Here is a 26,083-nt window from a genome sequence, read left to right on the forward strand (position 1 = left end):
GTCTATCCGGATGTCATCGAGGAGCCGTCTGCGCGTCACGCTCCTCGATGACACCACCCTTATCCGATCATGGCCTGACAGCTCGTGAAACACCTGGCCCCCGACTAATTCGGTGCCGCGTGGGTGCGGGATGGGCGGCGACGAACCGGCTTCACCGACTCAGCGGTCCAAGACGACCTCGTAGGTACGCAATACCGCTACTGCCGCTGTGCGCGCCGAACAAAGCTGTCACTGCACGACGCCCCGTGGACCAAGACGGCTGCCGCTCAGGACTTCCGCTGTTGCCGACTATGTGTTGATCACCTCGAGCTATAGACGAACACAGCGGCCGGGAGCACCGGGCCCGGGTGGGGGACAACAGCTTCGGTTGCGGCAACACCACATCAAGTCGCGGCCGCGGACGGTGATTTCGGTGCATTGCCAGCCGCGTGCGCAGACGGAACGGCCGCTGGGGCACTCGGACTTGTCCTCGGCAACCGCGGCGCCGGTTTCGGAACTATCGCCCGGTGTACTGGTGGGGTCATCCGCGCCACACGGTTCGCCCGACTCTTCAACGGGCTCGTCATCTGCTCGAGCAGGGTCGGTCATCTCGCTGCTGCCGGAGGGCAGGTTGAGGCCGGTAAAGGGGAGCAATGGTTCGGCGGTCGCGGCGCCGGGCGCCATCAAGATTGCCGCTATCAGGGCGAGGGCAGCGAGAGTGCGCACTCCGCCGGACCGATACGCGCGGTACTGCCGCATACAGTGCCGAGGGCGTGCTGCGGTGAGGTGGTAGACCCCAGGCTGTATCAGGGCTCTGCGCGCCGGTGGTGACGCCGCCTCGGGGCGGGTACCGACACTGCGGGCATCGGCGCCAGCTCGATGGTGGGATCGTCGGACCAACCTTTCGCCAACCGTTCACAACAGGCCACTCACTGTGCCGCAACCGAATCAGAATCCCCGAATCGGTCGACCGACCTTGTGCGACACGGCCGCCAGCCGCTCTCACCAGCGCGAATGCGGCAGGCGATCGATCTAGAGTTACCGGCCATGGGACAGCGTCGGCCAAAACGCCTGGATTCCGCAGCAGTGGCCCGAGTGACCGAGACCGCGCGATCGCACCCCGAAAGTCGCACTGCGCGCACAGGGTTCGCCGATCGCGCCGTGGACCACCCGCGGATTCCGGCATGGATTCTGTGGCTGTACGAGCGCAGCCCGGGCACCGCGCAATTCTGCTACCAGCTGCACTATCCGATCGGTGTGTTGCCTGCCGAGTATTGGACCCGGGACCGGGCGTTCCGGACGGAATCGGCCGCCCGCTCGGTGGAACGCGCACGGCGCTTCCACGCCGGCAGGGTCCCCTTTGCCAGCACCCCCGACCTGCCCGACGACGACGCCTTCTACGCCACCTGGAGCGCCGAGGCCGACTGGACCGGGCACTGGTACTCCCGCGACCCCGCCGAAGCTTGGGATCTGGCCGAGCCCGACGCAATCTGAAATGTGGAACCTGCGTGCCGGATCCCGCGAGCTGAACGGTCCTTGGAGCGACCCGCGACGACCGGTAATGCCGATTCGGTACGGGATCAGGATCGGGGCCAACGCACTGTACTGCCGCTGTCCGTGCTGAACGCGCAGTCACACATTACGCTCAAAGATCAACGGGCCGTGATCATCTCGCGGCTCGCCAACCCACGGGATTGCCGATTGCGTCGTGCCAGGGATTTCACCGTCTGCGGAGACTGCCGAGCATCACTGCGAAGGCCATCGGTTGAGCCATCGTCGGATCAAACCCGCGGGCCTGGATCGCACTCGACTGCCGCGTCGCGGCCTTTAGTACCCCGCCGGCCCGCGCCTAGTGGCGGACCATTCCGGCGACCGGGAAGAGCAGCAGCAGCGCCCCGGCCGCGAGTAGTACGAACGCGAGCCGGAAGTCGCCGGCGGCGTCGCGAAGGGCGCCGACGAGGATCGGCGCCGTTGCCGCCGCGGCGTAGCCAAGGAAAAAGGCCATTGCGCTGTATTGTCCCGCCTCGGTGACATCACGGCTCATCGAGACCGGGACCGTGAGCACCAGCGTAAACAGGCCACCGTGACCGATGCCGAGCGCGAGGATCCACAGCCAGGTGGCAGTGCCGGGACTCAACGCCAATCCCATGAATCCGATGGCGGTCAGGGTGACGGTCAAGCTGAGGCCGATGCGCTTGTCTCTGCGCTCGCCGAGTAGTGCCGGAACTGCCAGCATAGCGATGACTTGGATCGAGATCAGGGCGGTGAGCAGGAAGCCCGCATCGGACGCGGGATAGCCGCTGTCGTGCAACAGTGGTGCGACCCAGGCCAATTCGCAGTAATACAGCGCTGAGTTACCCGCTGCCAGCAGCGTGATCATCCACGCTGTCCGGCTACGCCACGGCAGGCCGGTCGTCGCTGGGCCCTGCGGCCCGGACGCCGCACCGAGCCTCAGTGCGGTCCGTGCCGCCGACCACAGCGCTGCGCCGCCGATGGCGAGTAAGGTCCACGACGCGAGCGCGCCGGGCCAGGACTCGAGTGCGTCGGCCAGCGGCGCGCTGATACCGGCGGCGATGGCACCGCCCAAACCCAATCCCGCCGTATAGATGCCGGTCACGAGGCCCGCATGTTCGGCGAACCGAGACTTCACCACCGCGGGTAGCAGCGTTTGCGCGATCGCTATACCCCCGCCGACGACGGCAGCGCAGCTCAGCTGGAGCCAGGTCGCGGTACCGAAACCGCGTGCCGCGGTGCCGATTCCGACAACAACCAAGCCGATGAGCACACCACGCTGCAAGCCCCAGCGACGGCCTACCGCGGCGGCCAGTGGTGCGCATAATCCCATCGCGAGGGTGGGGACAGTGGTGAGCAGGGCGATTCCGGTCGAGGACAAGCCGAGGTCTGCGCGAATCCGATCGACGAGCGGGGACACCGAAGCGATCGCCGGGCGTAGATTCGCCGCCGCGACGAACAGCGCCAGTGCCGCAAATGCCAGTGCCACACGATCTTTCGTGGTGGGAACGGGATGGTCTCGGACAGCAGCCATGACAAACCTTAATCTCGGACATTTGTGTCCAAGTTATAACACAGTCTCGGACACTTGTTGTCCGAGATATGCTGGCGGCATGAAGATGTCCACAGGCGTCGAATGGGCCCTGCACTGCTGCGTCTCGCTGGGGCAGGCCCTCGCTCCGGTCCCCGCCGCGCGACTGGCGGAGTTGCATGGTGTCCCCACGGCCTATCTGGCCAAACATCTTCAAGGGCTTTCGCGTGCCGGCATCGTCCGATCGGTACCGGGGCCGGCCGGGGGCTACGTGCTGACTCGTGCCGCCGCGAGCATCACCATGTTGCAGGTGGTCGAAGCGGTGGACGGTGCTGAACCAGCGTTCCGCTGCACCGAGATTCGGCAAAACGGGCCACTCGGCCTGCCGGCGAAAAGCTGCCGAACCCGCTGCGCGGTCATGCGCGCCATGACCACCGCCGACACCGCCTGGCGCACCGCACTCGCCGCCGTCACCATCGCCGATCTCGCCGCCAGTATCGACGAGGACAGCGCGGGTACCGCGCTAGACGAACTGCGCGAGTGGTTGAACGCTGGAAACCGATAGCTGCGACGTACTCGACGTCACCGACACAGCATGAATGACAGGAACCCGCCACCTTACGCCTGTCCGAGCTCGGCCAGTCGTGAGCAACCTATCCGCCCATCCAAGCATCGATACAAGACGGATGGTGATTCGGACAACCTCGCGAACGTACATTCCGCTGAGCGCTCGGTCGGTGGATGAGATCTGCTGCGGCTCAGGACATTTCCGACTCCGCGCGGGTCGAACCCGACGATGTCGAAGCGCTCCGTGAGGGGTCCACCCGTCCACAGCGCGGCGACCAGCGGGGCGAACGTCGTCGCCTGGCTGCCGGGGCCGCCCGGATTCAGTACAACAGAACCGATGCGGTCGTCGCCGGTGGCGGCATGGCGCGTCACGGCGATGTCGATGGTTTCATCGTCGAGGTTCTCGTAGTCCATCGGCACCTCGAGCGTGGCGCACTCGGTTTTTTTCGCCGCTTCGATGACCTCGGGAACGGGAGCCTGGGAATTCACGATGGTGGAGTCGCATGGCCCGAATTCGAGTTCCTGCTCCATGAACTGGTCGAGTCCTGCCGCGTTCGCGCTTTCGCCTTCGTCCGGCGTCGCGCCGGCGCACCCAGCGATCAGCAGCAGGGACGTAGCGGCGACCACCGCCCACCCCGGCTTGGTCCATCGTCTTTCCATCGGCCATGCATCGGGGTGCGGTTTGGCATGGTTGTTTCCTTTTGGTGGAGGTTCAGCTGGCGAGTTCGTCGATCCAGCTCGACCGCATCCGCAGGGCTCTTTCCGTGCTGCCGATGACAGCCGCGAGCCCGATGAGCAGGTTGATCTGGAGGGGGAGTCGCACGGGCGAGGTGAAGGTTCCGATCGAGTCGGCGATCAAGGGGATCCGGGAGAGCGATTCGATGATCTGCGGCACCTCGACGCACAGGCCGACGATGACGAGCGCGATCGAGACGACGCCGATGACTCGGCTCAGACCGGGACGCCGGTGATGGAGCCGGGCGCGACGCCCTTCTGCGGATGCGGGATCGGGAGACAGCTGCTGCTCGGCGCCATCTGCACGCACGTAGTGGCAGCGCTCGAGTCCGAAGCCGTTGGTGGCGACCTCGATGTGGCCGCCCGGCACGGAGAAGCGGGTGGGCATCTTCGCGAACGAGTGCAACGACCCGTCTACGTAGAGGCGGGCGCGGATCTCGCCGTCGGTCATGTCGCCGGCGTGGCGAACGTCGACCGCGTAGGTGGAGGTCGTGCCATCGGGTGCGGGCAACGTGATCGAGCGGAGCGATCTGCCGAACGTTTGCCACCAGCGATAACGGGGCAGTGGTTCACCGGATCCGGCACGCACGCGGCGGTTGCGCCACTGTCTGATCCCCATCTTGTCCACCCTCGATCCTGCTCTAGTACAGTGTGATAGTCAGCGAGGGGATAAGCTAGCACACCGTGATAGAAGGTGTCACGAGAAGGGCGGACATGGACGTTGAATCGAAGGAACCGGGGACGCGCGACAAGATCCTCATCGCCGCGGCGACGATGCTCGGCGAGAACCCGACCGCGCGCTTGAGCGTTCGGGCGGTGGCGGCCCGGGCCCAGGTCAGCACGGGCTCGCTGCGACATTTCTTTCCGACGCAGCGTGACCTCATCGACACCGTTGTCGCCGGGATCTACGACCTCGATATCCCCGACGATCCGATCAACGATCGCGCCCTGTCTCCGACGGACCGCCTGGTCGCGTGCTTACGGCTGATCCTCGCGCAAGTAGGTGTCGGTGATCGCGCCCGAGAGCAATGGGGAGCTCTGTACGAGGCGTACGTGGCATCCACTCCGTCCGCTGACGAGGCAGCCACCTATCTCGCGCTCGAGCGGTTGGGGCGGCATCGCATCGAGCGGTGGCTGGTCGCGCTCGTCGAGGAGGGTGCGATCCCCCCAGGGGAGATCGAGCAGCGGGCGCGTTTCCTCGGGACCGTAGTTACCGGCCTCATGACCGAACGCGCTCTGCCCTCGGACACCGTGCGGGTCGCGACCGAGACCGACACGCTGCGCCTTGCCGTCCACGCCGTCGTGACCGCGGGGAGCACGACATGATCACCACCCCTCAGCGCCGACCGCGCGCATCGAGCCAGGGCCGATAGCGCCGAAGCACACTGCGTTGAAGCAGCGTCTCCTTGGGCAAGAGCCAAGAGGGCATAGACGCCCGGGCGGCGGCCGGCGTCGGAGCGACCGAGTGCGGGTCGACCGGGTCGGTCTTGCAGCCGATGCTGTTGCAGCCTTCGACCGCCCAGATCCGGTCGGTGAATCGTCGTGCTGCGGTCAGCATTTCGGCGCAACCAAGTTTCCGGTGGTGTAGCGGCCGATGGCCAAAACGCGACCGGTCGGGTCGATGGCTTCGATGGTGGCAGAACGTTTGTGTAAATCAGTTCCGATGATGACGGTCATCGCCGTGGCCACCCTGGTCTGCGAACCCGGTGGTATCCGTGCCGGGAAGGCATTGCTAGTTCGAGCGTGGGGCAGCCGCTGGGCGCGCGGTTCGACCGGTTAGGCAGCAGCGTCGGAAAATCGACGGGCGCAGACGATCTCGTCCCTCGGCAATGCCCTACATTGCCGATACCAGGACACCTGCTCGGCCGGTTTGCTCGCGTGAAGTACCTTCGGCGAGAACATGATCGATATATCGAAGCCGTTTGCGCGGCGACAGGAGTTACGGATGGCAGCCTACGTCGTGGTCGAGGCCGAGGTTCACGACGAGCAGATCGGCTTGGCGTACTGGAAGCTGGCTGAGCCCTCGATTCGCCAGTACGGCGGCCGATATCTCGTGGCCGCCATGCCCGAGGTTCTGGAGGGCGACTGGCCGGGGCGTGTGGTTGTGCTCGAGTTTCCCGATCTCGATCAGGTCAGGGCCTGGTACGACTCACCGGAATACCGCGCCGCTCGTGAAGTCCGGAAGTCCGGCGTCACCGTGCGCCTGGTCTTCGCCGAAGGGATGTGAGCGGCTCGGACGCGCTGCCGCAGACAGCGTCTGCTTCTGCCGCTGTGCGCTCGGTCGGCGGATGAAATCGGCTGCGGCTCAGACCCATCCGCAATTGCCTAGTTGAGGGCGTTCCAGAAGCACCCGTCAGGCGGCAGGGCGGTTACATACCGGTGCAGACCCGAGCGCATGGTGGCGGATCCGAGCTGGAAAGCAGGCGCGGGCAGTTGCCGGCGCGGGTGGGTGAGCTGCGCTGTGCGGTCGCCGAACTGTCCGAAGGGTGTGCGGCACTAGCCGAGTCGGGGCTGAACATCGATACCGTTGGGGCCGGGCACTGACTACTCTCGGCTACTCGCCCGCGGGCTGCCGCCGCGACAGTGCGAGCACGAGCCCGCGGATTGCGGCGGCGACCAGCAGGAACGCGGCCGCGATCCCGGTGCCGAGAAACGTTCCCCAGAGGATGACGAAGGGGCCTATGTAGCCGACCTGCGGCCAGAATCCGCAGGGCCCGACGTCTCCGGGGATCGCGGCGCACTCCGGGTGGTCGTTCATGGCGAACACGATGGTCGCCGATATCGACAGGACGAGTGCCCCCAGCAACGCGAACAACAGCCCTTTGAGCAACCACATGGGGGCCACTGTACAAAAAGTCCGCGCAAACGCGCGGACCTTCGTCGTGCCATCGGATTGGGTTGTCGGACAGCGTGTTCCGAGCGGAGACGCCGCCCGCCACGCAGATCATCCACACATGCCACCTATGTGTCGTCGCTTGGCGGGAGTTGATGCGCAAACCTGGGCTAAGACCTTCACGGGGTGAACCTCCGTTCGGCGTTCATCGCCTCTTGTGCCGCTAACGGTCGCGCCGATGCGGGCCAGAATCGGAATCCGCTGGGTGGGACGGTGAGCTGGAACCGGTTGCAGCGGGCCTTTGCGGGGTTACGGTGGGCGGATCGAAGGTGATCTGCGGCAAGGACTTCGGGATGAAGCTGATGTTTGCCCTGTGGGGCGACGGTTTGGGTGAGTGGTTGCACAGCGCTGAGTTGCGGCGCGAGCTGGCGGCGGCCGGGGCTACCGAGTTGCAGGTGAATATTTGCGATGCGGATGTCGATGCGGCGCAGGTGCGGCATACGACCTATGACGAGCCGATTGCTGCCATTGTGAGTGTGTGGACAGAGGCGGCGCACGAATCCGTTACTGCGGCACTGTCTTCCGTTGCGAAGGAGGTCGATGGGTGGATTGTGGATGAGCGCACCCCTATCGTTCCTCCGCCGGTCGAGAGTGGTGTGCGTACCGACGCGCTCGCGAACTTCGCGCTCCTGCGCATCCCCGTCGACCTCACCCGCGAGGAATGGCTGCATCGCTGGCATGATCTGCACACCACGGTTGCCATCGAAACCCAGGACACCTTCGGATACGTCCAGAACACCGTCCGCGAGCCCATCACCGCGGGCAGGCGGGTGGATGCCCTGGTCGAGGAACTGTTCCCGATGGCTGCCATGACCAGCGTCCACGCCTTCTACGGTGCGGCAGACGACGCCGACCTCCAGCAGCGAGTCACGCGCATGATGGAAAGCGTCGTCTCCTTCGGCGCCCACCTGAACCTGGATCTGGTTCCCACCAGCCGCTATGTGTATCCCCTGACCTGAAGTCGATCGGCTGTCCTTCCCGTGTCGGTGTGTGAGGTCCGTGCGGGAAGGCACCGCTTCTTCGAGCTTTGGGCAGACTTCTCTTCAGCCATTTCCGGCACAGTGACCGGTGAGAGGCAAGCCATTATTGAGCCACGCCAATGTCGCAGGCGGCAGCCGATTAGGGAGCTTCTCACCGGGCACCTGGACCCATCCTGGCCGGGATAAAGCGCTACCGCGAGATCAAGTAGCCGATTATCTAGCGGTAGTGGATGATCCGTCCCCTCGCCAGATCACCCATCCACGACAGAGTGCTGACTATCTCCGTCTCACCGCGCCCTGAAGTCTGCGCGGCTCAATCAGGCCTGCAAGTCCAGCCGCGCTTGAACGGAGTGGGGTGCTTGCCCTCTGGGCAAGTCCGTACGAGCTTCCATTCGCCGTCGCACGTATAGACCGACCGCCCGTCTATAGTGCTGGCGCCCTTTTTGCATTCTCCCGCCGGCTTTGCGAGCATCGTAGTAGGCCCGGCCGGCGGTCCGGTGGCGTAGCTGGACCACGGCCATGATGTGCAAGACCCGGTTGATCTTTCGGTTGCCGGCCCGGGAGAGCCGGTGGCGTTGCTGCTCTCCGGAAGAGGCGTCCAAGGGTGCGGTGCCGTTCCAGGAGCCGAACCGGTCCCGGTTTGCGAAGCGGTGAATATCGTTGGTGTCGGCGAAAAGGCTTGCTGCACTGGATGGTCCGTTGCCGTGCAGGTCCATCAAAGCGGAACCGCGGTCCAGGACGAGCCGGCGCAGCTCTTTATCCGCGGTCTTGATCCTGAGGTCTATGGTTTCGAGGTCCTCGATCCACTCCATCGCCAGTCGCTGCTGGATCGTGGTGACCGGATCGGTCGCGGTGTCGTGTCGATGAGCTCTCGGGCCTGACGCGAAGACAAGAATTTCGCGGGGGTTGAGGAGTATCCGGGAGGAAAGTCACGCTAAGCGGACAGGTAGTGATTCCCCGGGGCGCGATGCTGTAACCCGTCCGCTGTCGACTCGACGGCAATCGCGCAGCAAGTTTGATCCGTCCATGCGCCAGTTCGCGACGAATACATCGCGGGCTGCAATTAGCAGCCACATCAGCCGTGCATCGGAGGTCGTGTGGATATGCGTTCGGATTCTGGTCGGCACCGTAGAGGAAAATTCGGGCGATGGACGATCTTTGTCGCTACCGCACTAGCGATCGTCACTCCCGCGGGTTTGGCCACGGCGGTACCGCAGGGCTCCGCGCAACTCTTCGCCAAGTTCTCGATAGCGAAAGATCGACCGCCGTACCTCAAAGCTGTGGGTATCTGCCAAGGCAAAAAGGACCCTTCGGCCGGCGCGCTCATGGAGGTGAGCTACTCGAGGACGTCCGGCGAGCCGCTGATAGTGCAACCCGTCGCCGAGAGCAACGGCTTCTCCTCGCACGGTACCGAACCTTATGCCGGGTGGAGCGACACCAACGTATTCGCTCGCGACCAGGGCGCCCTGCCCGATGGCGTAGAACCGAACATGATCACGGTCCGCCTGATCTGCCACTTCGAAGGTGGCGACGTCGTCAAGGAGGCAACGCCGGACATCGAGAAGATCGGCGGCGCCAAGTCGAACATCGTGCCGAAGAAGACCGAACCCGACCCGCCGAGCGCGCCGTTCACCATCACCAGCGTCAGCGAGAAGAAGTGTGTCGTGGTTGGCGACGAAAGCCTTGGTCTCGCTGACTGCCAGCCCGACTCGAAACGCCAGCAGTGGCGTTACTTTCACGCCACCGTGGAAGGATTCGGCAGCAACCTCATACAGAGCGTCGCCACCCAGCGATGCGTTACTTTTCCTCCGGTCGGAAACGATTTCGCGCTGAACACCCGGCCGTGCGGTGCGGGTACCGCCAGGGACTGGGTCGAGTCCGTCAGCACCTCCGGCAATGTGGCGATCGAGACAAACTACACCCTCGAGTCGCCGGCGCCCGATTACAGCGCGGACCCTCAGGGCAGGATAAAGATCGTCTCGAGGCACGTTTGCTGGTACGCGACAGCGGATGCCGTCCGGGCCGCGGGGTGTGGCGCCGGCTTCGGTGATCGTCGCGACAAGCCCGAATTCCGATGGAACAGGAATCCTGTGTAGTCGAGTCGCGTCGGGCGGTGGCGAGTCAGGACTGCGGAGTGAATTGTGCTGGTCCGTCGCCCGTTCGCGGCGGACCAGCACTTTCGAGATCGATTCAGAAACGAGTACTCGGCGTGCGCCAAACGGCCAGCGAGGCAAGCACACTCGATGCCGCGCCGAACCAGAGCACGGTAGCTCTGATCGGCGAACCCCAGGGCATGCGCGACGGAGGTGATCGGTTCACCGTGAACGACGCGACATTGGTGGTGCTTGAACGCTTCCGCCTCGCCGCCGAGGTGAGCGCCGCTGATTGACATCGGCTCTATGGGCCACGGCATAGGCGTTTGTGAACGCCCGCATCTGCCGCGTGGCGCGCGTTAGTCGGCTGACCAAATCGGTTGGCCAACAAGGCTTCCCAATGCGCGCCCACGCCGATTATGTATTGTCCGGCACCGCGATATGAGCTATGGAATTCATCTACCAACTGTCGAAGTTGCCGCTTGTGGCCGGACTAGGGCGAATCGCGGACATGATCACCGAGTCCAGGCGTACGGCGAAGTCGATCGGCTTTCGACCGTCGGGTGCGCTGTCGACCTGCGAGACGACGCTCCAGCCGAGGAGCAGTTGTGGAGGTATCGGGCGAATCTACATCCCCGCCGTCTACATGGCCTCAGGGGCATGAGGACTCGAGTCGCGCCTCGGTATCTGTGCTCTTGTTCGTAGTTACGAAAGGTCGGACTAGCGTCGCGGCGCCGGCGCTGTTGACCAAGAACGCGGTTTCGGCGGAGTCGAGGGTGGACAGGTGCTGGATAAATGGGTGGCGACTTGAAGGGCGCGCCAATATTGTCGCACCTGACATTTCGACGCGCTGGTTCGCGAGCCGACCGCGACTGGCGGGGCCGGCGGGTTGCAGTTATCGATTTCAGGGGAGCTATGCGCGCCGAAGCCTCCGCCTCGCCTGCGGAATCCGAGTTGTTGGTGCGTATCTCGGCAGCGGCCGAGGCTGCCCGCACCGGCCAGTATCAGGCAACCTACCCTGCTGGGATGCCGAGCTGGAGCAAGTTGTGGGCTACGCAGATCTGCGTGACCAGCGGGATCGTGCAATTGTGATCCTGAGGCATGCGGTCCGCTAGGCCACGCGCACGCTCGATATTGCCGCACTCGCAACTGGAACGTTGGACCGGCGGAATCAGTCGCAGCGTTGGTAGGTGGCGATGATGACGTTGCCGACCGTGCGTGACGAAGTTAGATCGAAGTCGGTAGGAATCGCGCCGTCCACGAAGAGACGCTTGCCGGATCCGACGACCACCGGGAAGATGAGCAGCCGATACTCGTCGACCAGGCCGTGCCGCATGAGAGTGTGAGTCAGGTTGCCAGAGCCGGACACCCAGATCGGTCCCCCCGTTCCCTCTTTGAGCGCTTCGACGGCGCCGGCCACATCGCCGTCGAGCACGGTGGTGTTCACCCACTCAGGGGACCTGGGGCTGCGTGAAGTGACGTATTTGTCCATCGCCTCCAGGCGCTTATTTATCGGATGGTCTCCGGTTGTGGGCCAGTATGCGTAGAAGATGTCGTAGGTCTTTCGCCCCAGCAACAACGCATCGTCGTCGGCCGTCCATGCGAGGAATGTGTCGCTGAGCAGGTCACCCGCATGCCGGGCGGTCCAGCCGCCACCCGCGAAACCGTGTTCGCGGTCTTCATCCGCCGATCCCGGCCCCTGGACAACGCCATCCAACGACACGAACTGTTGCACGATCACTTTTCGCACGATGTCTCCCTTCCTCAATACAGACGTGCCTGCCCTGGAAAAGTCATCGCGTCGGTGGAAAGTGGTCCCGTGACAGATTCCGACGCGGGGTTGTCGGATGCGGGGAAGCGTTTGTCCTCGTGGTTGCGCACCGGCCGGATAGTGATCGCATCGCATCGACTTTTCCGGTATGAAGCCGGATCAAGTGAGTGACGGGGATGCATACAGTCCGGGACCATGATCAGATGAACAGTCCGAGCACGACACCACTGATGACGACGTCACGGCCGCATGGGGAGTTCTGTTGGATGGACTGCAAGTCGGTGGATGTTGATGTGGCCGCCCGGGTTTTCGCCGACGAGTTCGGTTGGGAATGCCGAGTAGATCCGAACGACTGGCGGGGTGCGATCAAGGCGCGAGCCGACCGCCACTGGGTCGCCGGGGTAAGCAATCTCGGCAGCCCGCTCTATCCGCGCGGGACACCACCGCACATCAGTTACTACCTCGGTGTCGAAGACGCGGCAGCCGTTCATCACCTGGCCACCAGCCACGGAGCGAGCAGCCTGCTTGCTCCGACACCCATTGCGGATCAAGGAACCCTCGCTACCATCGTCGACCCTTTCGGCGCGGTCGTGTCGCTGTGGCAACCGCAGACATTCACCGGATGGTCTCACCCCCTGGGACCGCGGACTCCCAGCCAGGTCGTCCACGAATCCCGCGACCCCGCCGCGGCCGAACGCTTCTACCGACGACAGCTCGGACTGCGACTGAAAGACGCGGACTTCACCCCACCGCTACCCGGAGACCCGCTCGATGGCGACGCTGCGTGGACAGTCGCGATCGAGGTAGCTGGTGAGTCGATGCGTGCGGTTCATCTCGACACCGGGCATCGGTATTTACGCCACTGACAGCGCGCTGAGCGACGAGGCCACACTGCGGGGCCCGTCGACCCAAGCTACTGCGGCTCAGAGTATGCGGTATTGCCGCGACCAGCGCGGTCTGCACCGGGCTAGTACGGGCCTCGGAAGATTGACGGGGCCGAGGAGTTCTGGCGTCGGCCGAGCACCTGTGGGCCGGTCAGTATCCGTTGGCTTCCAAGGCATCTCGGATAGTTTTGCAAAGCTGGCGGTCCACTGCGTCTGGGGGTAGCAGCAAGTCTGCCTTGGTGAGCACATCGGTCCCGAGGCTCTCGACCGCTTGCCGTGGCAGGTCCACGATGTCTTGCTCTTTGACTCCCATTCCTGCCCAGATGATGCGCAGACCGTCACGGTTGTCGTAGTCCAGGTCGCGGATCTGCCACCAAAGATTATCCATGCGCCACATCGCGGAGATCGGATCGATCAACTTCATCCGCCAGGCGCGGCCATAGATGCCGGCGACGACGTCCCAAGGGTCAAGGCGCGGTGACTTCTCGAGGTAGCGGTCGATCTGGTTGTGGAGTTCTGTGAGCTTGGTGTCGAGGGCGCTGTCGTCACCACCATCCATTGCCACCAGATCGGCCAACGCCGTCCATGAGAAACCGTGAGCTAGGACGACTCGCGCGATCGACGGCCAGCACTGTCCGAAGAGGATGTCTTCTTCGGACAGCGCGGAAAGACCATGAACGACTTGGGCGGTAGCGATCCCGGACATCCTGCGAGCATATGCAGCAATCAGGTGCTAGCAGTTGTCGAATAGACGCCCGCTCACGTCGCTACCGGTGCGGTCCGCACCTGCCAGCGCGGGTGTGCAGAAGATCAACGGGCAGAGGTTATCTCAGCGATAGCAACGCGCGATAGGGCCGAGATCGCACCGTACGAGCTGGTTACAGTGCTGCGATGGGGGCGCCTCGTCATGCGTATTCACCAATCGGGGACCGCCGAGCTGGGGGAAGTACGCTGCAAGGATGCAAGTGGATACGCAGGGTGCAGTCCAAACTGCCCGCTGTGCTGCGGATTTCGATTGGACGTGGTCGGTCGCGGATCTGGGCCGGTTCGGTCGCACTATGGGGTGGACCCGGGTGAAGGGGCGGTACGGCGATTCATTCGAAACCGACTTGCAGGTCAATGAGCCCATTGCGCAGGTCGGCTACAGGACGGACGGATCAGCACAAAAAGGGCTTGGTGATCTCGCCTTCGTATCGATATTCGTTGCCGACACATCAATTGCCGATTACCCGGCGATGGCCAGGGTGTGGGCAGATCTGTTTGATCGGATCACCGAGCAACTAGGCGCTGCGGCGGCAGGAGCGTTCGGGATCAACGAGGGCTTGGTCTGGATGGTGCCGGCGGCTGCGATCGGGCTGCGTGTGGAACCACTGCGTATCCGGCTCGAGATCGTCAATCCGAAATATCGGCACTCGGTGGATTCCAGAGTGTTGTGAGTGCATGTGCTGTCACCCCGGACTGAATCCGGGAACCGCTCGATTGAAAGTGAACCTTGTGATGCAAGCAGACTTGGATGGTGTCTCCGAGATCTGTCGTACTGCTACTGATTTCGACTGGGGATGGGTGAAGACCGATGTCCACCGGTACGCGGAGTTGGCCGGATGGAGTGTGCTGGACTACTTTCCGCCGCTGGGTGCCAGCCTCGGAACATCCTTGCAGGTGAATCGCCCAGAGGCGGAGGTGCGGTTCAGCAGGCGGTTCCTTCGTTCGATAGGTGCGGCGAACGAGGATATCGTCACGATTTCGATCAAGGTCACTGATTATGTGGCCGAGCCTGATCGGCGTATGAGTTCGGTTCGGGCGCGGCAGTTCGCCGATCTGTCGGAGAGGATCACTTCGGTCCTGGAAGGAGCGGCATGCTGCGGTCCTGAAACAGGCTATGAAATGGTGTGGCGTCAGCCGGCCGTTACGTTCGGCCTGCTGAGCGCGAGCGGTGCAATGCATTTGGTGATTGTGAATCCCAGATTTCAGGATTTTCTCGCCAGGAGTCAGAGATTCGAATAATGATCCCCATCGACGTAGCACTGCCGACCGCGACGCGACGCGCGATGATGCGACGCTGAGCGCTGAGGCTAAGCGGTCACGGGGGTGGGTGGCCGACGAGCCAGAGCCGCTGTGCTCAGGACATCCGCATCTGCCGATGATCGTGCGCGTTACTCTCCCTACCGGGAGATGGCTTGAACTCCGATCAAGATTCCAAGCTCATTTTGTAGACCACAGTGCCGTCATCGAGGAGAACCGCTGTGCTTGCCCCGTCGGTCAACCGATCCTGCCCAAACGTACCGAGCCAGGCCTCCGCCTCCTCTTGAGTAGGGAACTCCGCGTTGGGCCCAGGCACCGGCTTGCCATCGGCCGACTCGTACTGCCATGTCCATGCCATGTTCGACTTCTCGGACTGAATTCACACTGGGACAGGAACTCTCGGCGAGGATATCCGGCAAACCGGGCAACTGTCTGACAGTCGGCGAGGACCGCTCATCCTGCTCGCCCGGCGGTCCCACAGATGTGAACGCACTACTTTGCCGCGCGGGGCGCGCGCCGGCGAACGCACGGTAGTGCCGAATTGAGTTCATCCGGCTGGGTCTGGCGTGCAACGGTGTCAAGTCCGTTCAGATGCCGATGCTTACCCCCCTGGCTCGGTTCAATCGTGACCCTGACGGGACCCCGTGCTTCGGTCCACCGGGTGTGAGAGCCGGTTATCGGTGGATGCAGGTTGCAGCGTATCCGGCTGGGGTGTTGTAGCCCAGTGCGGAATGTCTTCGGTGGTGGTTGTATTCGTCCTTCCAGTCGCTGATCACGACTCTGGCCTGGGTCAGGGACCAGAAGCTGTTGATGTTGAGGCATTCGTCGCGCAGGCGGCCGTTGAAGGATTCGATGTAGCCGTTGCGCCAGGGCTGGCCTGGTGGGATGAACGCCAGACCGACTCGTTCGCCCGCCCAGTCGGTCATGGCCTGGCAGGCGAGTTCGGGTCCGTTGTCGCAGCGCAGCGCAGCGGGATAGCCGCGGTCGAGAGCGAGGCGGTCGAGTTCGTCGATGAGCCGATCGGCGGTGATTGAGCGCTCGACCAGGCCGCCGAGGCATTCGCGGGTGTGTTCGTCGACGATCGAGACGATCTTGACCGGGCGGCCGTCGTTGGTGGCGTCGAACTGGAAATCGACCGCCCACACCCGATTCGGTGCGTTTGCTTCCGGTGTCGCGGTGGTGGTTCCCAAGCGTTTTCGTCGGCGCCGCTGCGGCACTCGAAGTCCCTCGTCGCGTCAGAGGCGTTGGACTTTCTTGTGGTTGACCATCCAGCCTTCCCGCGAGCGTCGTGATAGGCGCGGCGGAAACCCTGCCGGGGATGGGCTTTGGCCCAGTCGCGTAACCAATCACGCAGCGCTGCATCAGGATCGGTTGTGGTCCGGTCGGTCAGTGGGTGGCGTTGGGTACTTCGGTGTTGCCCGGTGACCCGGCAGGCGAACCGTTCGCTGCATTCGAGCACGCGCATGAGGTGCGCCACGGCCGCCCGCCGGCGTTCCGGGTCTAGAAGTTTCCCTTGGCGATCTCCTTCAACGCCGCTTTCTCCAGCTCGGCATCGGCGAGAAGCCTTTTCAGGGTGGAGTTTTCGCGTTCGAGGTCCTTGAGCCGTTTGGCGTCGTCGGCCTTCAATCCGCCGAACTGGTTGCGCCAGCGGTAGAAGGTCGCTTCGGTGATCTGCAGGGTTCGGCACACCTCGGCGATGTCCTTGCCCTCACCCAGCAGCCGATCGGCCTCGCTCAGTTTGCGCACGACCTGCTCCGGGGTGTGCCTCTTGCGTGTCGCCATGGTCTTCGAGCCTTCCTGCCCACTTCGTGGGCCGCAAGGCTCTCATACACGTCGGACCAAAATCATGGGGTCAGGTCAACCCCCCTTGGCCGCCGAGCGGCTGCGGTGGGGAAGGTAACCCATCCGCGAGCTCGGCTTTGTAATGGGAGAATTCGTGTAGGTCCGACAGCTTGCCGGATCAGACCCGTAAGGAGTCAGACATGTCCGACCCCACGCCCGAAACTGAAGCTACGACAATCGATATCGAACCCGCTCCTGCAGAACCCAAGGAGGCAGAGACACCTGTCACCCCGACGGCCAGGACCCGGTCCTTCGCGGCGGCCGATCAGGCGGCTACTGGCGTCGATTTCGCCCAGATGAGCGACGAGTTGACCCGCCAGTCGGTAGATCGTATCGGCTGGCAGCCAGCGGGTCCCGGCCACGGGGATGGAGTCGAGACCGCGCGGGGCGTGCGTTGGGGGAGGCAGGACCACAGTCGAGCCGGACCGTTGGGCGACACAGGTCCCCACACGCGCTCATGCCGCGTGGCGCGCGGCACTTCTGTCCAGTCTGTTTCTGCCGCTTACGATTTCGGACGCTACGAGCAGTTCGCCGTGAGATCATCTTTTCTGGGTCGGCGATGAGTACGTCGACGGTACGGACGTTTTCCACGTCCGCGAATACCTCGATGACGGCAAGAAGACCGGTAGCTGATACCGGCAATGTTCGTACCCGGCAGTGGATTACCTGACCGGCCCCCAAACCACAAAAGAGGGATTGGGGGCATTCTGCTTACAGCAGTTCGGGCGCGAACGAATTAACCGCTGCAAACACGAAACTTAACGCATCATCATCGGTCAAATTGTAATGAAACGCTACACCCCTCGCGACAATGCGACCATTGATCTCGGTGCTATTCGTTGATGTCTCCTGCTTCTGTTTCCGGAATTCCTCAGCAGTCCTCTTTCCCAGCTCTATTGTGTTACCGCGATCCCTCCACGTCAAACGCGCCAGATTATCGCTGGTGCTATCGAGCGCGAACAAAAATTCCTTCTCTTCGCTCGTTAACAACGTTAAATGATGCTGTTGATACAGCAGCCCCACCGAGAACCCGACACTCACGCCGAACGCGAAGATGGCTGCTGTAAACCCTGCCCATTTCCGTTTACTCACGCACCCGAGCCTAGCACCGTATTCGCTGGCATCGGTAGATCCCAGGGGTCAAATCCTCCGGCGCAGGTGCCGGAGGGAGGGATCGCAGCCACCGAAGTTGTTCACCGGGACCAGGGACGAGTTTCAAGCGTTGCTGGCTGCTCTGCGTGACCCCGAACTGGTCGCTAATTGCTAGCGCCGACACCCGAATCGACATTAAGGAGAACACTAATGCCAACAACGTTCGAGACAGTTTTCGAATCCAAATTTCTTTGGACAACGGCGGGACCTAGCTCCCTGCCGGGTGGGCTCCAGCGGTTCGGGTCATCTATCTTCGAATGAGGTTCGGTCATGTCTATCTAATTGTCCCGAAATCGGAAGGCTCGAAGCGTCCGAATCGGTTCGCGTTCCGCTGCCGCGATGGCGGCAAGGTCTACTCTGTCCCGAAACTTCAGCACCTGTCCGGCGACGGTAGCGACTACATCGAGTCGGCTATTGCTGACAAGGTCGATGAGATTCGGATGACTCGGCGCCTGCTGATCATCGAATGCCCCGAAGCAGAGGACGAGATTCGGCGGATGGCAGGCGATCAGATTGCCCACCTGTCCAACCAATGGGCTGAGGCTTCAACGGCGACTGTGGGGGAATCGGACGGCTCCGCCGACTCTTAGCCGAGTACGCGGGGCCTATCGAGGCCGAATTGCTGTACCGCGGTTTCCGTTTGGCCGATATCGGTACCGAACGCTTGTCGTGGCATGAATTGGATGTGTTCCTGTCCCATCTACCGCCGACAGCAGACAGCGCGCTGTATCGCGCACGGTATCCCCCCGCTAATGGCACTGGACGCCGGACATTGAGCTATTGGCGCTGGTTGTGCACGCCGCACAGGGCGCGAACTGGCAACGCGCCGGGCAGAGCAGGAGGAGGCAACACCATGTCGGATGAGCAAGCTACACCCGAAGTCGCGGACCTGGGCGAGATCCCGGCAACCCTGATCAGGCCCGATGACGCGGCAACGCTGAGTCTGCGATACGTGGAGGGAGTGCCCACGCTCGTAGTCACCGGCGGAGCCGCTGTCCCCGAGATCATCACAGCTGTGGACGACTCGGGTACTCCCGTGGTGCAGTACACCGCGAGCCCAGTCACGTCCGCCCGGGCTTCGCACAATTTCGTGTACGGAGGCCCGGAGCCTCAGACCCGCTAGTGCTTCGGGATCACCTGTAGCGGTTGACGATGGGTCGACCAGTTGCCCGGCAGGCCAATCGCCTGCCGGGCATCGTCCGGTAATGCCGCGACCCGCGCGCCTAGAACTCGTCTGCGTGAGCACACGGAAGATCAACGGGGCCGAGCGGCTCCCCGCCGCCGGCAGTGCGCGCCTGAGCCCGCACCGAGTTGACGATGTCCCTTCCCAGCTCGCTGTTCCGAGCTTGGTCAAGGCTCAACGACGTACCTGAATCTTTTGCGACACTTCGAATGTGACGATCGAAGATCGAGATCGGAAGATCCTTTGGGCTCGTGCCCACAATTCATGCGCGATCTGCAAGGCAACCCTGATCCTGGACGGGAGCCACGGTGACCGGGAGTCTGTCGTCGGGGACGAGGCGCATATCGTTGCCCGGTCGAGCGGCGGACCGAGGGCAGGGCTACTCGCCAGCGCGGACCTGGACAGGTACGACAACCTCATCCTCTTGTGCAAGGTGCACCACAAGCAAGTGGACGACCAGACCAACACATATACGGTCGATTGCCTCCGAGCGCTGAAGGCCGAGCATGAGCGATGGGCCCACGCCAAGTTCGGAGAGCGTGCTGCGGACAGCAGTCGCGTCCAACCTTCTCGAACTGGTCGTCGAGCCGCGACTTCCCAGACTGCCGAGGGCGATGTTGTCCTGATTGCGTACCCAGTCAAGAAGGAGTTCACTGTCAGTCGCAGCGGCGTCGAAGAGAGCTACGATGTCCCGCAGGGTTTTGAGATGCTCCACCTCGACCTTGAGCACATGTTCGAAGTCGCGCTCGACGGTACCGGCATTCCTGCTGAAAACGCCTGGTGGGAACTTGGATTCGATCCCGCTGACGAGGTCAACGAATACACTGCCCGGCGAATGACATTCATCGTCAGGTCCGGCCACGTTCGACCGCCCCACGGTATCCAGGTCGTCTTCGAAGAAGACGGAATGACCACTGAACACGGCTATCGACCCGACTTGGAATGGCCGGAATGGCGCGGCGGTGTCGGGACTGGACCGTGCAAACTCCAAGAGCTGATCTTCGACCTGAAGCTGACAATCGGTCGCGCGGTGAAGGATGGCTACGAATTCGAGGGTCCCTGGATGTTCCGGGTCATCGAAGATCCGGAGGATGGCAAGTGCGTCGAGGGCTTCTGCAAAGCAACGTGGACGAAGCCGAAGCGCTGGCGAGTGGTACCGAACTGAGGTGTGTTCAGGCAATCTCAGCCAGCCCTTGTCCATATGCCGATCGCCGCGCCCGGGGGCGAGGACTGGCGGGGGGCTGCGGCATCGCCCACACCTGGACCGATCCGGCCCAGTATCGAGCTGAATCCGGCCGGGTGTAGTCGTAGCAACGCACTGGCATCAGCGTAAGACGTTTTGTGTCAAGCGGTTCGGTCGGTGCCCCGTGGTTTGTCGTTCCCGGCAGCGTGTAATCGGGTTGTGTGACGACAGGTCGGGCTCTGCCCAGGATGACAGGCGAGATCAGCGTGTGTCTCGATGCCGCGTGGGGCTCGCCCCGACCGACCGCTCGATGAGCCGCTTGGTCAGGCGGCGGTCGAGATCATGGCGGAGCCTGTTGTGGTGGTGCCGTGGGTGGCGATGTGCGGGTTCCAGGGCTGTCGGGTGGTGACCACGGCGTGGAGTTGACGCAGGATCGCCGCGGCGATCACGGCTTGAGCTTCGGTAGGTGTGAGCGGGTTGGTTTCTCGGGTGGTCAGATGCCGGTAGCGGGCGGCATAAACGGGGTTGGCGCGTTGGGTGCCCCAGACTCCGCGCCAGGCCGCCAACCGCAGTCCGGGGCGGCCTTTAACCGGTGAGGCGGGCGCGGCCGGTGAAAGCACCGGATTTCTTCTCACGGGGCGCTAGGCCTGCGTGTTTGACTACCGCTCGGGCGGTGGGAAACCTAGCGGAGTCGCCGGTTTCGGCCAGGATCGCAGCCGGCTCCGACCGCGGATAGCCCGACGATCGAGGTGACCAGATCGGTGGGCCGGAGTTCATCGAGCACCCCGGTCATGCGGGCCTCGGTCTCGGTCAGCCGCCGCTTGGCCTCGGTCTTTGCGTCAAGTGCGAGCTGTACGGGAAGGAGCCTCCGCCGAATCAAGGGATTCGGCGGAGGCTCCTTCGAGTAGGTGCAGATGTCAGGCGACGTTCAGGGGTGCCCGGGCGACGGAGTCGGTACCCGGCTCCCCGTTCTCAGGACCGTTGGGCCACAACCGGTTGAGGCAGTGCGTGGCGGCGTAAGTCGCGGAGTTGGGGAAGGCCAGCGGCGTCCGGTACGACTCCAGCTCCCAGGTGGAACCGCCGCCATTGTTGCTGTGCATCTGGTGGCATTCGAGCTGCTGCCAGATGCTGTCGGCGAGCGCGCCGTACAGGCCGGGCACGCAAGACTGGACCCTGTGCCACATTTCCACCACCACGTCGCGGTTGTCCCGCTTGTCGAACGCGGCCTGCTTCGGGGTGACGACGATCTGGAAGTCCGAACCGGCCATGTCGACGGTCTGGATGTCCTTGATGTAGTCACTGGTGCCGCAGGTTGCCATCTGTGGCTTGTTCTGGGGCGCGGGCGCCGGGTTGGAGGTGCCGCACCTCGGGACGCCGGGGGTCCAGCCGTCGACCTTGGTGTTGATGAAGGCGGTGGGCAGCCAGCCGCCGGTGCTGATCTTGGCCCAGACGTCGATGTGCTTGTCGCCGTTGAAGACGGCTTGGCCCTGCTGCTCGCACACGAAGGTCACCATGGTGCCGTCGTTGAGGGCCGGTCCGGCGTGGGAGGCCTCCATAGAGGGGGCCGTACGGGGGTGAATTCCGATCTTGGTCCAGGCCACGGGGTACTGCACGTCGGCGTGCGCGGCCGGCGCCGAGACCCCGACGACGGCGACGGCCGCGATGACCGCGGTCAGTACATGGACGATTCGACGGATCCACCGGTGGCGGAGCCGGTCTGCTCGGTTCATTTCGGACTTTCCTGTCGAAGTGGTGATTGCTGCGGACTCCACCACTTTCACCAGGTCAGCGGCGACACGCCAACGGATCCAACCAAGCCCAATCGCTGGTTATCCCCATAGACAGCACGCCGGGGTGAAGCGCGTGTGAGGATGCCCCGGTGTCTACGCCAGATCGTCGCACCGATCCCCGTAACTTCAAGTCACGCAAAGAGTTTGCTGACGAATTGAAAGCTCTCAAAACGAGGGCTTCGCTAACGAATCGAACGGCCGCCGCAAAAGCCGGTCTTCCCGAAGGCACGATTCCTGGCTGGTTCTCGGGGAAGTTCCTGCCTCATCAGTTCGACGAGATGCGTTTGCTGCTGATCGCTCTCGGCGTGAGCGACGAGGAGCAGCTTCGCTGGTGGAGAGAGGCGCTGGAAAGGGTTCGCGACACCGTGCCCTTCCCCGCTCCGCCGTTTCCGGGAATGGTGCCGTTCAAAGAGGATCAGGCCGAGACCTTCTGCGGTCGGCGCGAACTTCTCGACAAACTCTCTAACGCAGTCGACAAGGAGTTCGCTGGCACCGGCTTCGCCACCCGTGTGGTGATCGTGTTCGGCGTGTCCGGAGCGGGGAAGTCGTCGCTGCTGCGGGCGGGACTACACGTCAAGCGCCCACACGCGTCGCTGATCACTCCGGAGAACCAGCCGCTGGTGCGACTCGAAACGGCGATCCGCGACCTCGAGTCCGCTCCTGAGGGCGAGCAGCTACTGATCATCGACCAGTGCGAGGAGCTCTGGACTCAGCAGCGCGGCGACCAGGACGAGGAGGGAAGGCAGCGGCGCGAGGACTTCCTGCGCGCACTGTCGAAGTGGCTCCGTGGTGGCGACCGGGTTGCGGTGATCGGGCTTCCCGCCGCCTACCTGGGAAACGCCATAGCCGACCCGCTGTTCCCCGGCGGGGAACGCAGCCGGCAGATCCACGTCGCCCCCATGACCCGGCCAGAGCTGAACGAGGCGATCCGCGGCCCTCTCGAGCACACGCCCGGTATCGGGATCGAAGACGCCCTGGTCGAGACCCTGCTCGACCAGCTCGATGCCGACGCGGAAAAATCCGAGCAGGGCGCGCTGCCTCAGTTGGCCCTCGCCCTGCGGCAGACCTGGGAGGCGATGGAGCGCCGCAACGGCTCCCGCGCGCTCACCGTCGAAGATTACCTGTCGACCGGTCGAATCCAAGGGGCGATCGCCCATGAAGCCGACGCGATCTACCAGGACCTCACCGCGAGCCAGCAGCTGGCCGCGCACAGGATCATGCTGTGCGCGGTGGTGGTCACCCCCGACTCGCAGACCCGCGATCGGATCCAGACGGAGAAGCTGAAGTGGGACGACATCGATGACAACGACGTCGAAGTCGTCGTGGAACGCTACCTCGACGCGAGGCTCCTGACCGCGGACAGCTCCGGATACCAGATCAGCCACGAGGCACTGCTGCGAGCGTGGCCGCTGCTGCGGGGATGGATCGACGTCGATCGCGAGTCGCTGCGGCGTGCCCACCGACTGCGGGAGGAGGCCGACAACTGGAATACCCACGACCGCGGTGACTCGTACCTGCTCAGCCGCGGACGAACCGAGGAGAACGAGGCGTGGCGGGCTGCTAGACCGTCCGTCGAAATCGGCAGCACCGAACGGCAGTACCTGGCGGCAAGTAGACACCACTTCACCAAGAAGACCCGCAGGCGCAAGATTCGCGTGTCCGCGCTGATCTTCCTGCTGGTGGTGGCCTTGGTGGCGGCGGCGGTGGCCTACATCAAAGCCATCGAAGCCACCGACGCGCGCGACGAGGGCCTGTCGCGGCAGGCGGCATTGCAATGGGAGCTGCAGAACGACCGGGATACGGCGCTGGCACAGGCGATCGCGCTGGCCGGTTACCGCGTCGCCGCGACCCGGGAATCGCGATCGGCGCTGCTGGATTCGACCGCCGTCCCGGTTCCCCGGCGCAGCCCCACGATCGGCGGGCCGATATCGACCGCGCTCAGCGATGACGGCGCCCTGCTGGCGGTGTGCAACAGCGACGGGCACGTACGCCTGTTCCGCGCCGACACACCGGGGCATCCTCCCATCGCGGACTTCCCGGTACCCGCAGGCAATCTCTACACCGTGGCGTTCCGGCCGGGCACACGCGAGCTCGCCGTCGGCGGCCGCAACGGCGCCCAGGTATGGGATGTCTCCAACCCCTCCGACCCTCGGCAGTCGCTCGTCCTGCCCGGGGTCGAGGGCAAGAAGGTCGAGAACCTGGCCTGGTCTCCCGAGGGCACCGAACTGGCCGCCGCCGCCGCCGCGGCCGGCACCTTCCGCTGGGCCGTCACCCCGGACGGGAAGACCGCCACGATCGCCGCGACGCTCGCGCCTGCCGAAAAGCAAGTCGCCATCACCGTGGCCTACAGCACCGACGGTGCACTGCTGGCCACCTCGGGCGCCGACAACACCGTCGAACTCTGGGACCGGCGCTCGAACCGCGCCACACCGTTGTCTCAGGTGCCGCTGAACTCCTCCAAGGCTCTCGACCTTGCCTTCGACCCGTCCTCGACGAAACTCGCCGTCGGCACCTACGGCAACGAGGCGCTCATCGCTGATGTGAGCGAACCAGCGCGCCCGGTCATCACGCAGCGCGCGAGCGGGTTCGAGTCCTTGGTCAACGCCGTCGCCTTCGGCCCCGGCGGAACCACCCTGGCCGCGGGCAGCGGCGACAACACCATCCGCATCTTCGACACCAGCACCCCCGGGGACCGCCCGGCCGTGCACGTGCTGCCCGGCCGCGCGATCGTCACCTCGCTCCAGTTCCGGGGCACCGACCTCGTCTCGGCAGCCCAGGACGGCTTCATCCGCACCTGGCCGCTGCCCGGACCGGTCTCGGCCTCGCCCGGAGCGCGGATCCGTACTCTCACCGGCAACAGTGACGGCACAATCGTGGTCGCGGGCCTGCTCGGCGACCCCGGCGATCCGGCCGGGCTGCGCCAATACAACGTCACCGCCGAGGGCCTGATCACCGAACGCGGCGCTGCACTGACCTTCGACGGATCCGACAGGCCCTCCGGCGCCTCCACCATCTCACCCGACGGCCGACTCGCCGCGGCGGGAACCACATCAGGCTCGGTCTACCTCTGGGACATCAGCGAACCGGCCGCCTCTCTCCCGCCGACCGTTCTGCCCGCGGTCACCTCGACTGGGCCCGCCGCGATGGTCTTCACCCCCGACAGCCGGTACCTGTTCGTCGGCAGCACCGGTGAGTCCAAGCAGATCTCGGTCATCGACCGCAGCAACCCCGCGAAACCCGCTGTCGTGAAGACCTTCCAGGCCGGCAACCTCATCCAGCTTCTCTCCGTCAGCGCCGACGGCAGATACCTGGTCGCCGGAACCGCGGGCGGCATCCAGCTGTGGAAGATCGCCGACCGACCCCACGATCCCGAGCATCTCGCGACTCATCCCGGATTCGGCGCAAACACCGCAGCCGTCCGGTTCGCCGGTAACGACCTGCTCGCGGCCGGCAACGAAGTCGGAGCGGTACAGCTCTACCGTGTCGACGACACCGGCATCCACGACCTCGTCAGCCTGGACGGGCCCACCGGCCAGATCCAAGCCTTGGCCACCGACCCCGACAGCGCCCGCCTCGCCGCCGGAACCGCCGACGGCCAGATCTGGGTCTGGGACATCACCAACCCCGCAGCCCCCAAGTCCATCTCAGCGTTGTCGGCCCACGGGGACAGCGTCAACGACATCGTCTACGGCCCCCGCGGCCATCACCTCACCGCCGCCGGAGATGCCGAGGTCCTGCAGGTCTGGCTCGCCGACGCCGACGCCGACGCCGTCGCCGAGGACCTGTGCCGATTCCCAGCCGCACAGCTCACCCGAGAAGAATGGAACCGATATCTGCCCGGAACCGCCTACCGGCCACCCTGCCACCAGTAGGATCGCGGGAAGCCATCGAGAACGCCGTGCCAGCGGAAACGCTGATTGGTTCTGATTGGGTGACGGCCGCTGCAGGCAGCTCTGGTTGGATCTG

The 26,083-nt window shown here is 64.1% G+C and carries 26 protein-coding genes and 1 pseudogene; 14 read left to right on the forward strand and 13 right to left on the reverse strand.

Annotation, left to right across the window (positions count from 1 at the left end; all coding sequences use genetic code 11):
* Positions 1 to 1,140 precede the first annotated feature (1,140 nt).
* Positions 1,141 to 1,473 (forward strand): hypothetical protein, encoded by a 333-nt coding sequence (locus BJ987_RS15260; protein ID WP_209889907.1) that lies wholly within the window; start codon positions 1,141 to 1,143, stop codon positions 1,471 to 1,473.
* Positions 1,474 to 1,828: 355 nt separating this feature from the next.
* Here BJ987_RS15260 and BJ987_RS15265 read toward each other — a convergent pair whose 3' ends face one another.
* Complete coding sequence (locus tag BJ987_RS15265) at positions 1,829 to 3,025, reverse strand: MFS transporter (RefSeq protein WP_209889911.1); 1,197 nt, start codon at positions 3,023 to 3,025, stop codon at positions 1,829 to 1,831.
* Positions 3,026 to 3,104: 79 nt separating this feature from the next.
* Here BJ987_RS15265 and BJ987_RS15270 point away from each other — a divergent pair, with 79 nt between their 5' ends.
* On the forward strand, positions 3,105 to 3,587 hold the full coding sequence (locus BJ987_RS15270) for an RrF2 family transcriptional regulator (protein WP_209889914.1): 483 nt from the start codon (positions 3,105 to 3,107) through the stop codon (positions 3,585 to 3,587).
* Positions 3,588 to 3,640: 53 nt separating this feature from the next.
* Here BJ987_RS15270 and BJ987_RS15275 read toward each other — a convergent pair whose 3' ends face one another.
* Both BJ987_RS15275 and BJ987_RS15280 read right to left on the reverse strand, forming a co-directional pair.
* Positions 3,641 to 4,216: a hypothetical protein gene (locus tag BJ987_RS15275; RefSeq protein WP_209889917.1), complete on the reverse strand. Its 576-nt coding sequence runs from the start codon at positions 4,214 to 4,216 to the stop codon at positions 3,641 to 3,643.
* 85 nt (positions 4,217 to 4,301) lie between these two features.
* Positions 4,302 to 4,943 (reverse strand): hypothetical protein, encoded by a 642-nt coding sequence (locus tag BJ987_RS15280; protein WP_209889920.1) that lies wholly within the window; start codon positions 4,941 to 4,943, stop codon positions 4,302 to 4,304.
* Between the two features lie 95 nt (positions 4,944 to 5,038).
* Here BJ987_RS15280 and BJ987_RS15285 point away from each other — a divergent pair, with 95 nt between their 5' ends.
* On the forward strand, positions 5,039 to 5,650 hold the full coding sequence (locus BJ987_RS15285) for a TetR/AcrR family transcriptional regulator (RefSeq protein ID WP_209889923.1): 612 nt from the start codon (positions 5,039 to 5,041) through the stop codon (positions 5,648 to 5,650).
* A 225-nt stretch (positions 5,651 to 5,875) separates the two neighbouring features.
* On the opposite strand, the gene BJ987_RS37730 is transcribed toward BJ987_RS15285, so the two are convergent.
* Positions 5,876 to 6,001, reverse strand: coding sequence for a hypothetical protein (locus BJ987_RS37730; protein WP_281070370.1), 126 nt, complete (start codon positions 5,999 to 6,001; stop codon positions 5,876 to 5,878).
* 268 nt (positions 6,002 to 6,269) lie between these two features.
* On the opposite strand from BJ987_RS37730, the gene BJ987_RS15290 reads away from it, so the two are divergent.
* Positions 6,270 to 6,551, forward strand: coding sequence for a DUF1330 domain-containing protein (locus tag BJ987_RS15290; protein ID WP_209889926.1), 282 nt, complete (start codon positions 6,270 to 6,272; stop codon positions 6,549 to 6,551).
* A gap of 327 nt (positions 6,552 to 6,878) precedes the next feature.
* Here BJ987_RS15290 and BJ987_RS15295 read toward each other — a convergent pair whose 3' ends face one another.
* Positions 6,879 to 7,160: a hypothetical protein gene (locus BJ987_RS15295; RefSeq protein ID WP_209889929.1), complete on the reverse strand. Its 282-nt coding sequence runs from the start codon at positions 7,158 to 7,160 to the stop codon at positions 6,879 to 6,881.
* Positions 7,161 to 7,471: 311 nt separating this feature from the next.
* Here BJ987_RS15295 and BJ987_RS15300 point away from each other — a divergent pair, with 311 nt between their 5' ends.
* The gene (locus BJ987_RS15300) at positions 7,472 to 8,176 is read left to right on the forward strand and encodes an EthD domain-containing protein (protein WP_307869617.1); all 705 of its coding nucleotides are present in this window, start codon (positions 7,472 to 7,474) and stop codon (positions 8,174 to 8,176) included.
* 338 nt (positions 8,177 to 8,514) lie between these two features.
* Here BJ987_RS15300 and BJ987_RS15305 read toward each other — a convergent pair whose 3' ends face one another.
* Positions 8,515 to 9,009 (reverse strand): transposase, encoded by a 495-nt coding sequence (locus BJ987_RS15305; RefSeq protein WP_209889932.1) that lies wholly within the window; start codon positions 9,007 to 9,009, stop codon positions 8,515 to 8,517.
* A 384-nt stretch (positions 9,010 to 9,393) separates the two neighbouring features.
* Here BJ987_RS15305 and BJ987_RS15310 point away from each other — a divergent pair, with 384 nt between their 5' ends.
* Both BJ987_RS15310 and BJ987_RS15315 read left to right on the forward strand, forming a co-directional pair.
* On the forward strand, positions 9,394 to 10,293 hold the full coding sequence (locus BJ987_RS15310; RefSeq protein ID WP_209889935.1) for an RICIN domain-containing protein: 900 nt from the start codon (positions 9,394 to 9,396) through the stop codon (positions 10,291 to 10,293).
* 113 nt (positions 10,294 to 10,406) lie between these two features.
* Positions 10,407 to 10,586, forward strand: a complete 180-nt coding sequence (locus BJ987_RS15315) for a hypothetical protein (protein WP_209889938.1) — start codon at positions 10,407 to 10,409, stop codon at positions 10,584 to 10,586.
* Between the two features lie 875 nt (positions 10,587 to 11,461).
* Here the strand turns inward: BJ987_RS15315 and BJ987_RS15320 are convergent.
* Entirely contained in the window at positions 11,462 to 12,040 is a 579-nt protein-coding gene (locus BJ987_RS15320; RefSeq protein ID WP_307869618.1) for a dihydrofolate reductase family protein, read from the reverse strand.
* Between the two features lie 287 nt (positions 12,041 to 12,327).
* On the opposite strand from BJ987_RS15320, the gene BJ987_RS15325 reads away from it, so the two are divergent.
* Positions 12,328 to 12,927, forward strand: a complete 600-nt coding sequence (locus BJ987_RS15325) for a VOC family protein (RefSeq protein ID WP_209889943.1) — start codon at positions 12,328 to 12,330, stop codon at positions 12,925 to 12,927.
* A gap of 169 nt (positions 12,928 to 13,096) precedes the next feature.
* Here the strand turns inward: BJ987_RS15325 and BJ987_RS15330 are convergent, their stop codons facing one another.
* Positions 13,097 to 13,651 carry a hypothetical protein gene (locus BJ987_RS15330; RefSeq protein ID WP_209889946.1) on the reverse strand — a complete coding sequence of 185 codons (555 nt, stop codon included), beginning with the start codon at positions 13,649 to 13,651 and terminating at the stop codon, positions 13,097 to 13,099.
* A 253-nt stretch (positions 13,652 to 13,904) separates the two neighbouring features.
* Between BJ987_RS15330 and BJ987_RS15335 the strand changes: the two genes are divergently transcribed.
* Together BJ987_RS15335 and BJ987_RS15340 are read left to right on the forward strand one after the other, a co-directional pair.
* Positions 13,905 to 14,381, forward strand: coding sequence for a DUF6301 family protein (locus BJ987_RS15335; protein WP_209889949.1), 477 nt, complete (start codon positions 13,905 to 13,907; stop codon positions 14,379 to 14,381).
* Positions 14,382 to 14,442: 61 nt separating this feature from the next.
* Positions 14,443 to 14,949 carry a DUF6301 family protein gene (locus BJ987_RS15340; RefSeq protein WP_245367038.1) on the forward strand — a complete coding sequence of 169 codons (507 nt, stop codon included), beginning with the start codon at positions 14,443 to 14,445 and terminating at the stop codon, positions 14,947 to 14,949.
* 692 nt (positions 14,950 to 15,641) lie between these two features.
* On the opposite strand, the pseudogene BJ987_RS15345 reads toward BJ987_RS15340, so the two are convergent.
* Both BJ987_RS15345 and BJ987_RS15350 read right to left on the reverse strand, forming a co-directional pair.
* A pseudogene (locus tag BJ987_RS15345) lies at positions 15,642 to 16,749 on the reverse strand (IS3 family transposase).
* 771 nt (positions 16,750 to 17,520) lie between these two features.
* On the reverse strand, positions 17,521 to 17,901 hold the full coding sequence (locus BJ987_RS15350) for a DUF732 domain-containing protein (protein ID WP_209889955.1): 381 nt from the start codon (positions 17,899 to 17,901) through the stop codon (positions 17,521 to 17,523).
* Between the two features lie 317 nt (positions 17,902 to 18,218).
* Here BJ987_RS15350 and BJ987_RS15355 point away from each other — a divergent pair, with 317 nt between their 5' ends.
* From BJ987_RS15355 to BJ987_RS15365, 3 genes are all read left to right on the forward strand, one after another.
* A complete protein-coding gene (locus BJ987_RS15355) occupies positions 18,219 to 18,551 on the forward strand; it encodes a hypothetical protein (RefSeq protein WP_209889958.1) in 333 nt (110 codons plus the stop codon).
* 263 nt (positions 18,552 to 18,814) lie between these two features.
* Positions 18,815 to 19,084, forward strand: coding sequence for a hypothetical protein (locus BJ987_RS15360; RefSeq protein WP_209889962.1), 270 nt, complete (start codon positions 18,815 to 18,817; stop codon positions 19,082 to 19,084).
* Positions 19,085 to 19,355: 271 nt separating this feature from the next.
* Complete coding sequence (locus BJ987_RS15365; RefSeq protein WP_209889965.1) at positions 19,356 to 20,309, forward strand: HNH endonuclease; 954 nt, start codon at positions 19,356 to 19,358, stop codon at positions 20,307 to 20,309.
* A 341-nt stretch (positions 20,310 to 20,650) separates the two neighbouring features.
* Here BJ987_RS15365 and BJ987_RS15370 read toward each other — a convergent pair whose 3' ends face one another.
* The 3 genes from BJ987_RS15370 to BJ987_RS15380 form a co-directional block, all read right to left on the reverse strand.
* Positions 20,651 to 20,947 (reverse strand): hypothetical protein, encoded by a 297-nt coding sequence (locus BJ987_RS15370; protein ID WP_209889967.1) that lies wholly within the window; start codon positions 20,945 to 20,947, stop codon positions 20,651 to 20,653.
* The gene (locus BJ987_RS38225; RefSeq protein ID WP_209889970.1) at positions 20,913 to 21,104 is read right to left on the reverse strand and encodes a transposase; all 192 of its coding nucleotides are present in this window, start codon (positions 21,102 to 21,104) and stop codon (positions 20,913 to 20,915) included. The genes BJ987_RS15370 and BJ987_RS38225 overlap by 35 nt, the downstream gene beginning before the upstream one ends.
* Positions 21,105 to 21,244: 140 nt before the next feature.
* Positions 21,245 to 22,057 carry a hypothetical protein gene (locus BJ987_RS15380; RefSeq protein WP_209889973.1) on the reverse strand — a complete coding sequence of 271 codons (813 nt, stop codon included), beginning with the start codon at positions 22,055 to 22,057 and terminating at the stop codon, positions 21,245 to 21,247.
* 338 nt (positions 22,058 to 22,395) lie between these two features.
* Between BJ987_RS15380 and BJ987_RS15385 the strand changes: the two genes are divergently transcribed.
* A complete protein-coding gene (locus BJ987_RS15385; protein WP_209889975.1) occupies positions 22,396 to 25,989 on the forward strand; it encodes an AAA family ATPase in 3,594 nt (1,197 codons plus the stop codon).
* The last annotated feature ends 94 nt before the right edge of the window (positions 25,990 to 26,083 follow it).

The sequence above is a fragment of the Nocardia goodfellowii genome (genome assembly GCF_017875645.1).
Classification (GTDB): Bacteria; Actinomycetota; Actinomycetes; order Mycobacteriales; family Mycobacteriaceae; genus Nocardia; species Nocardia goodfellowii.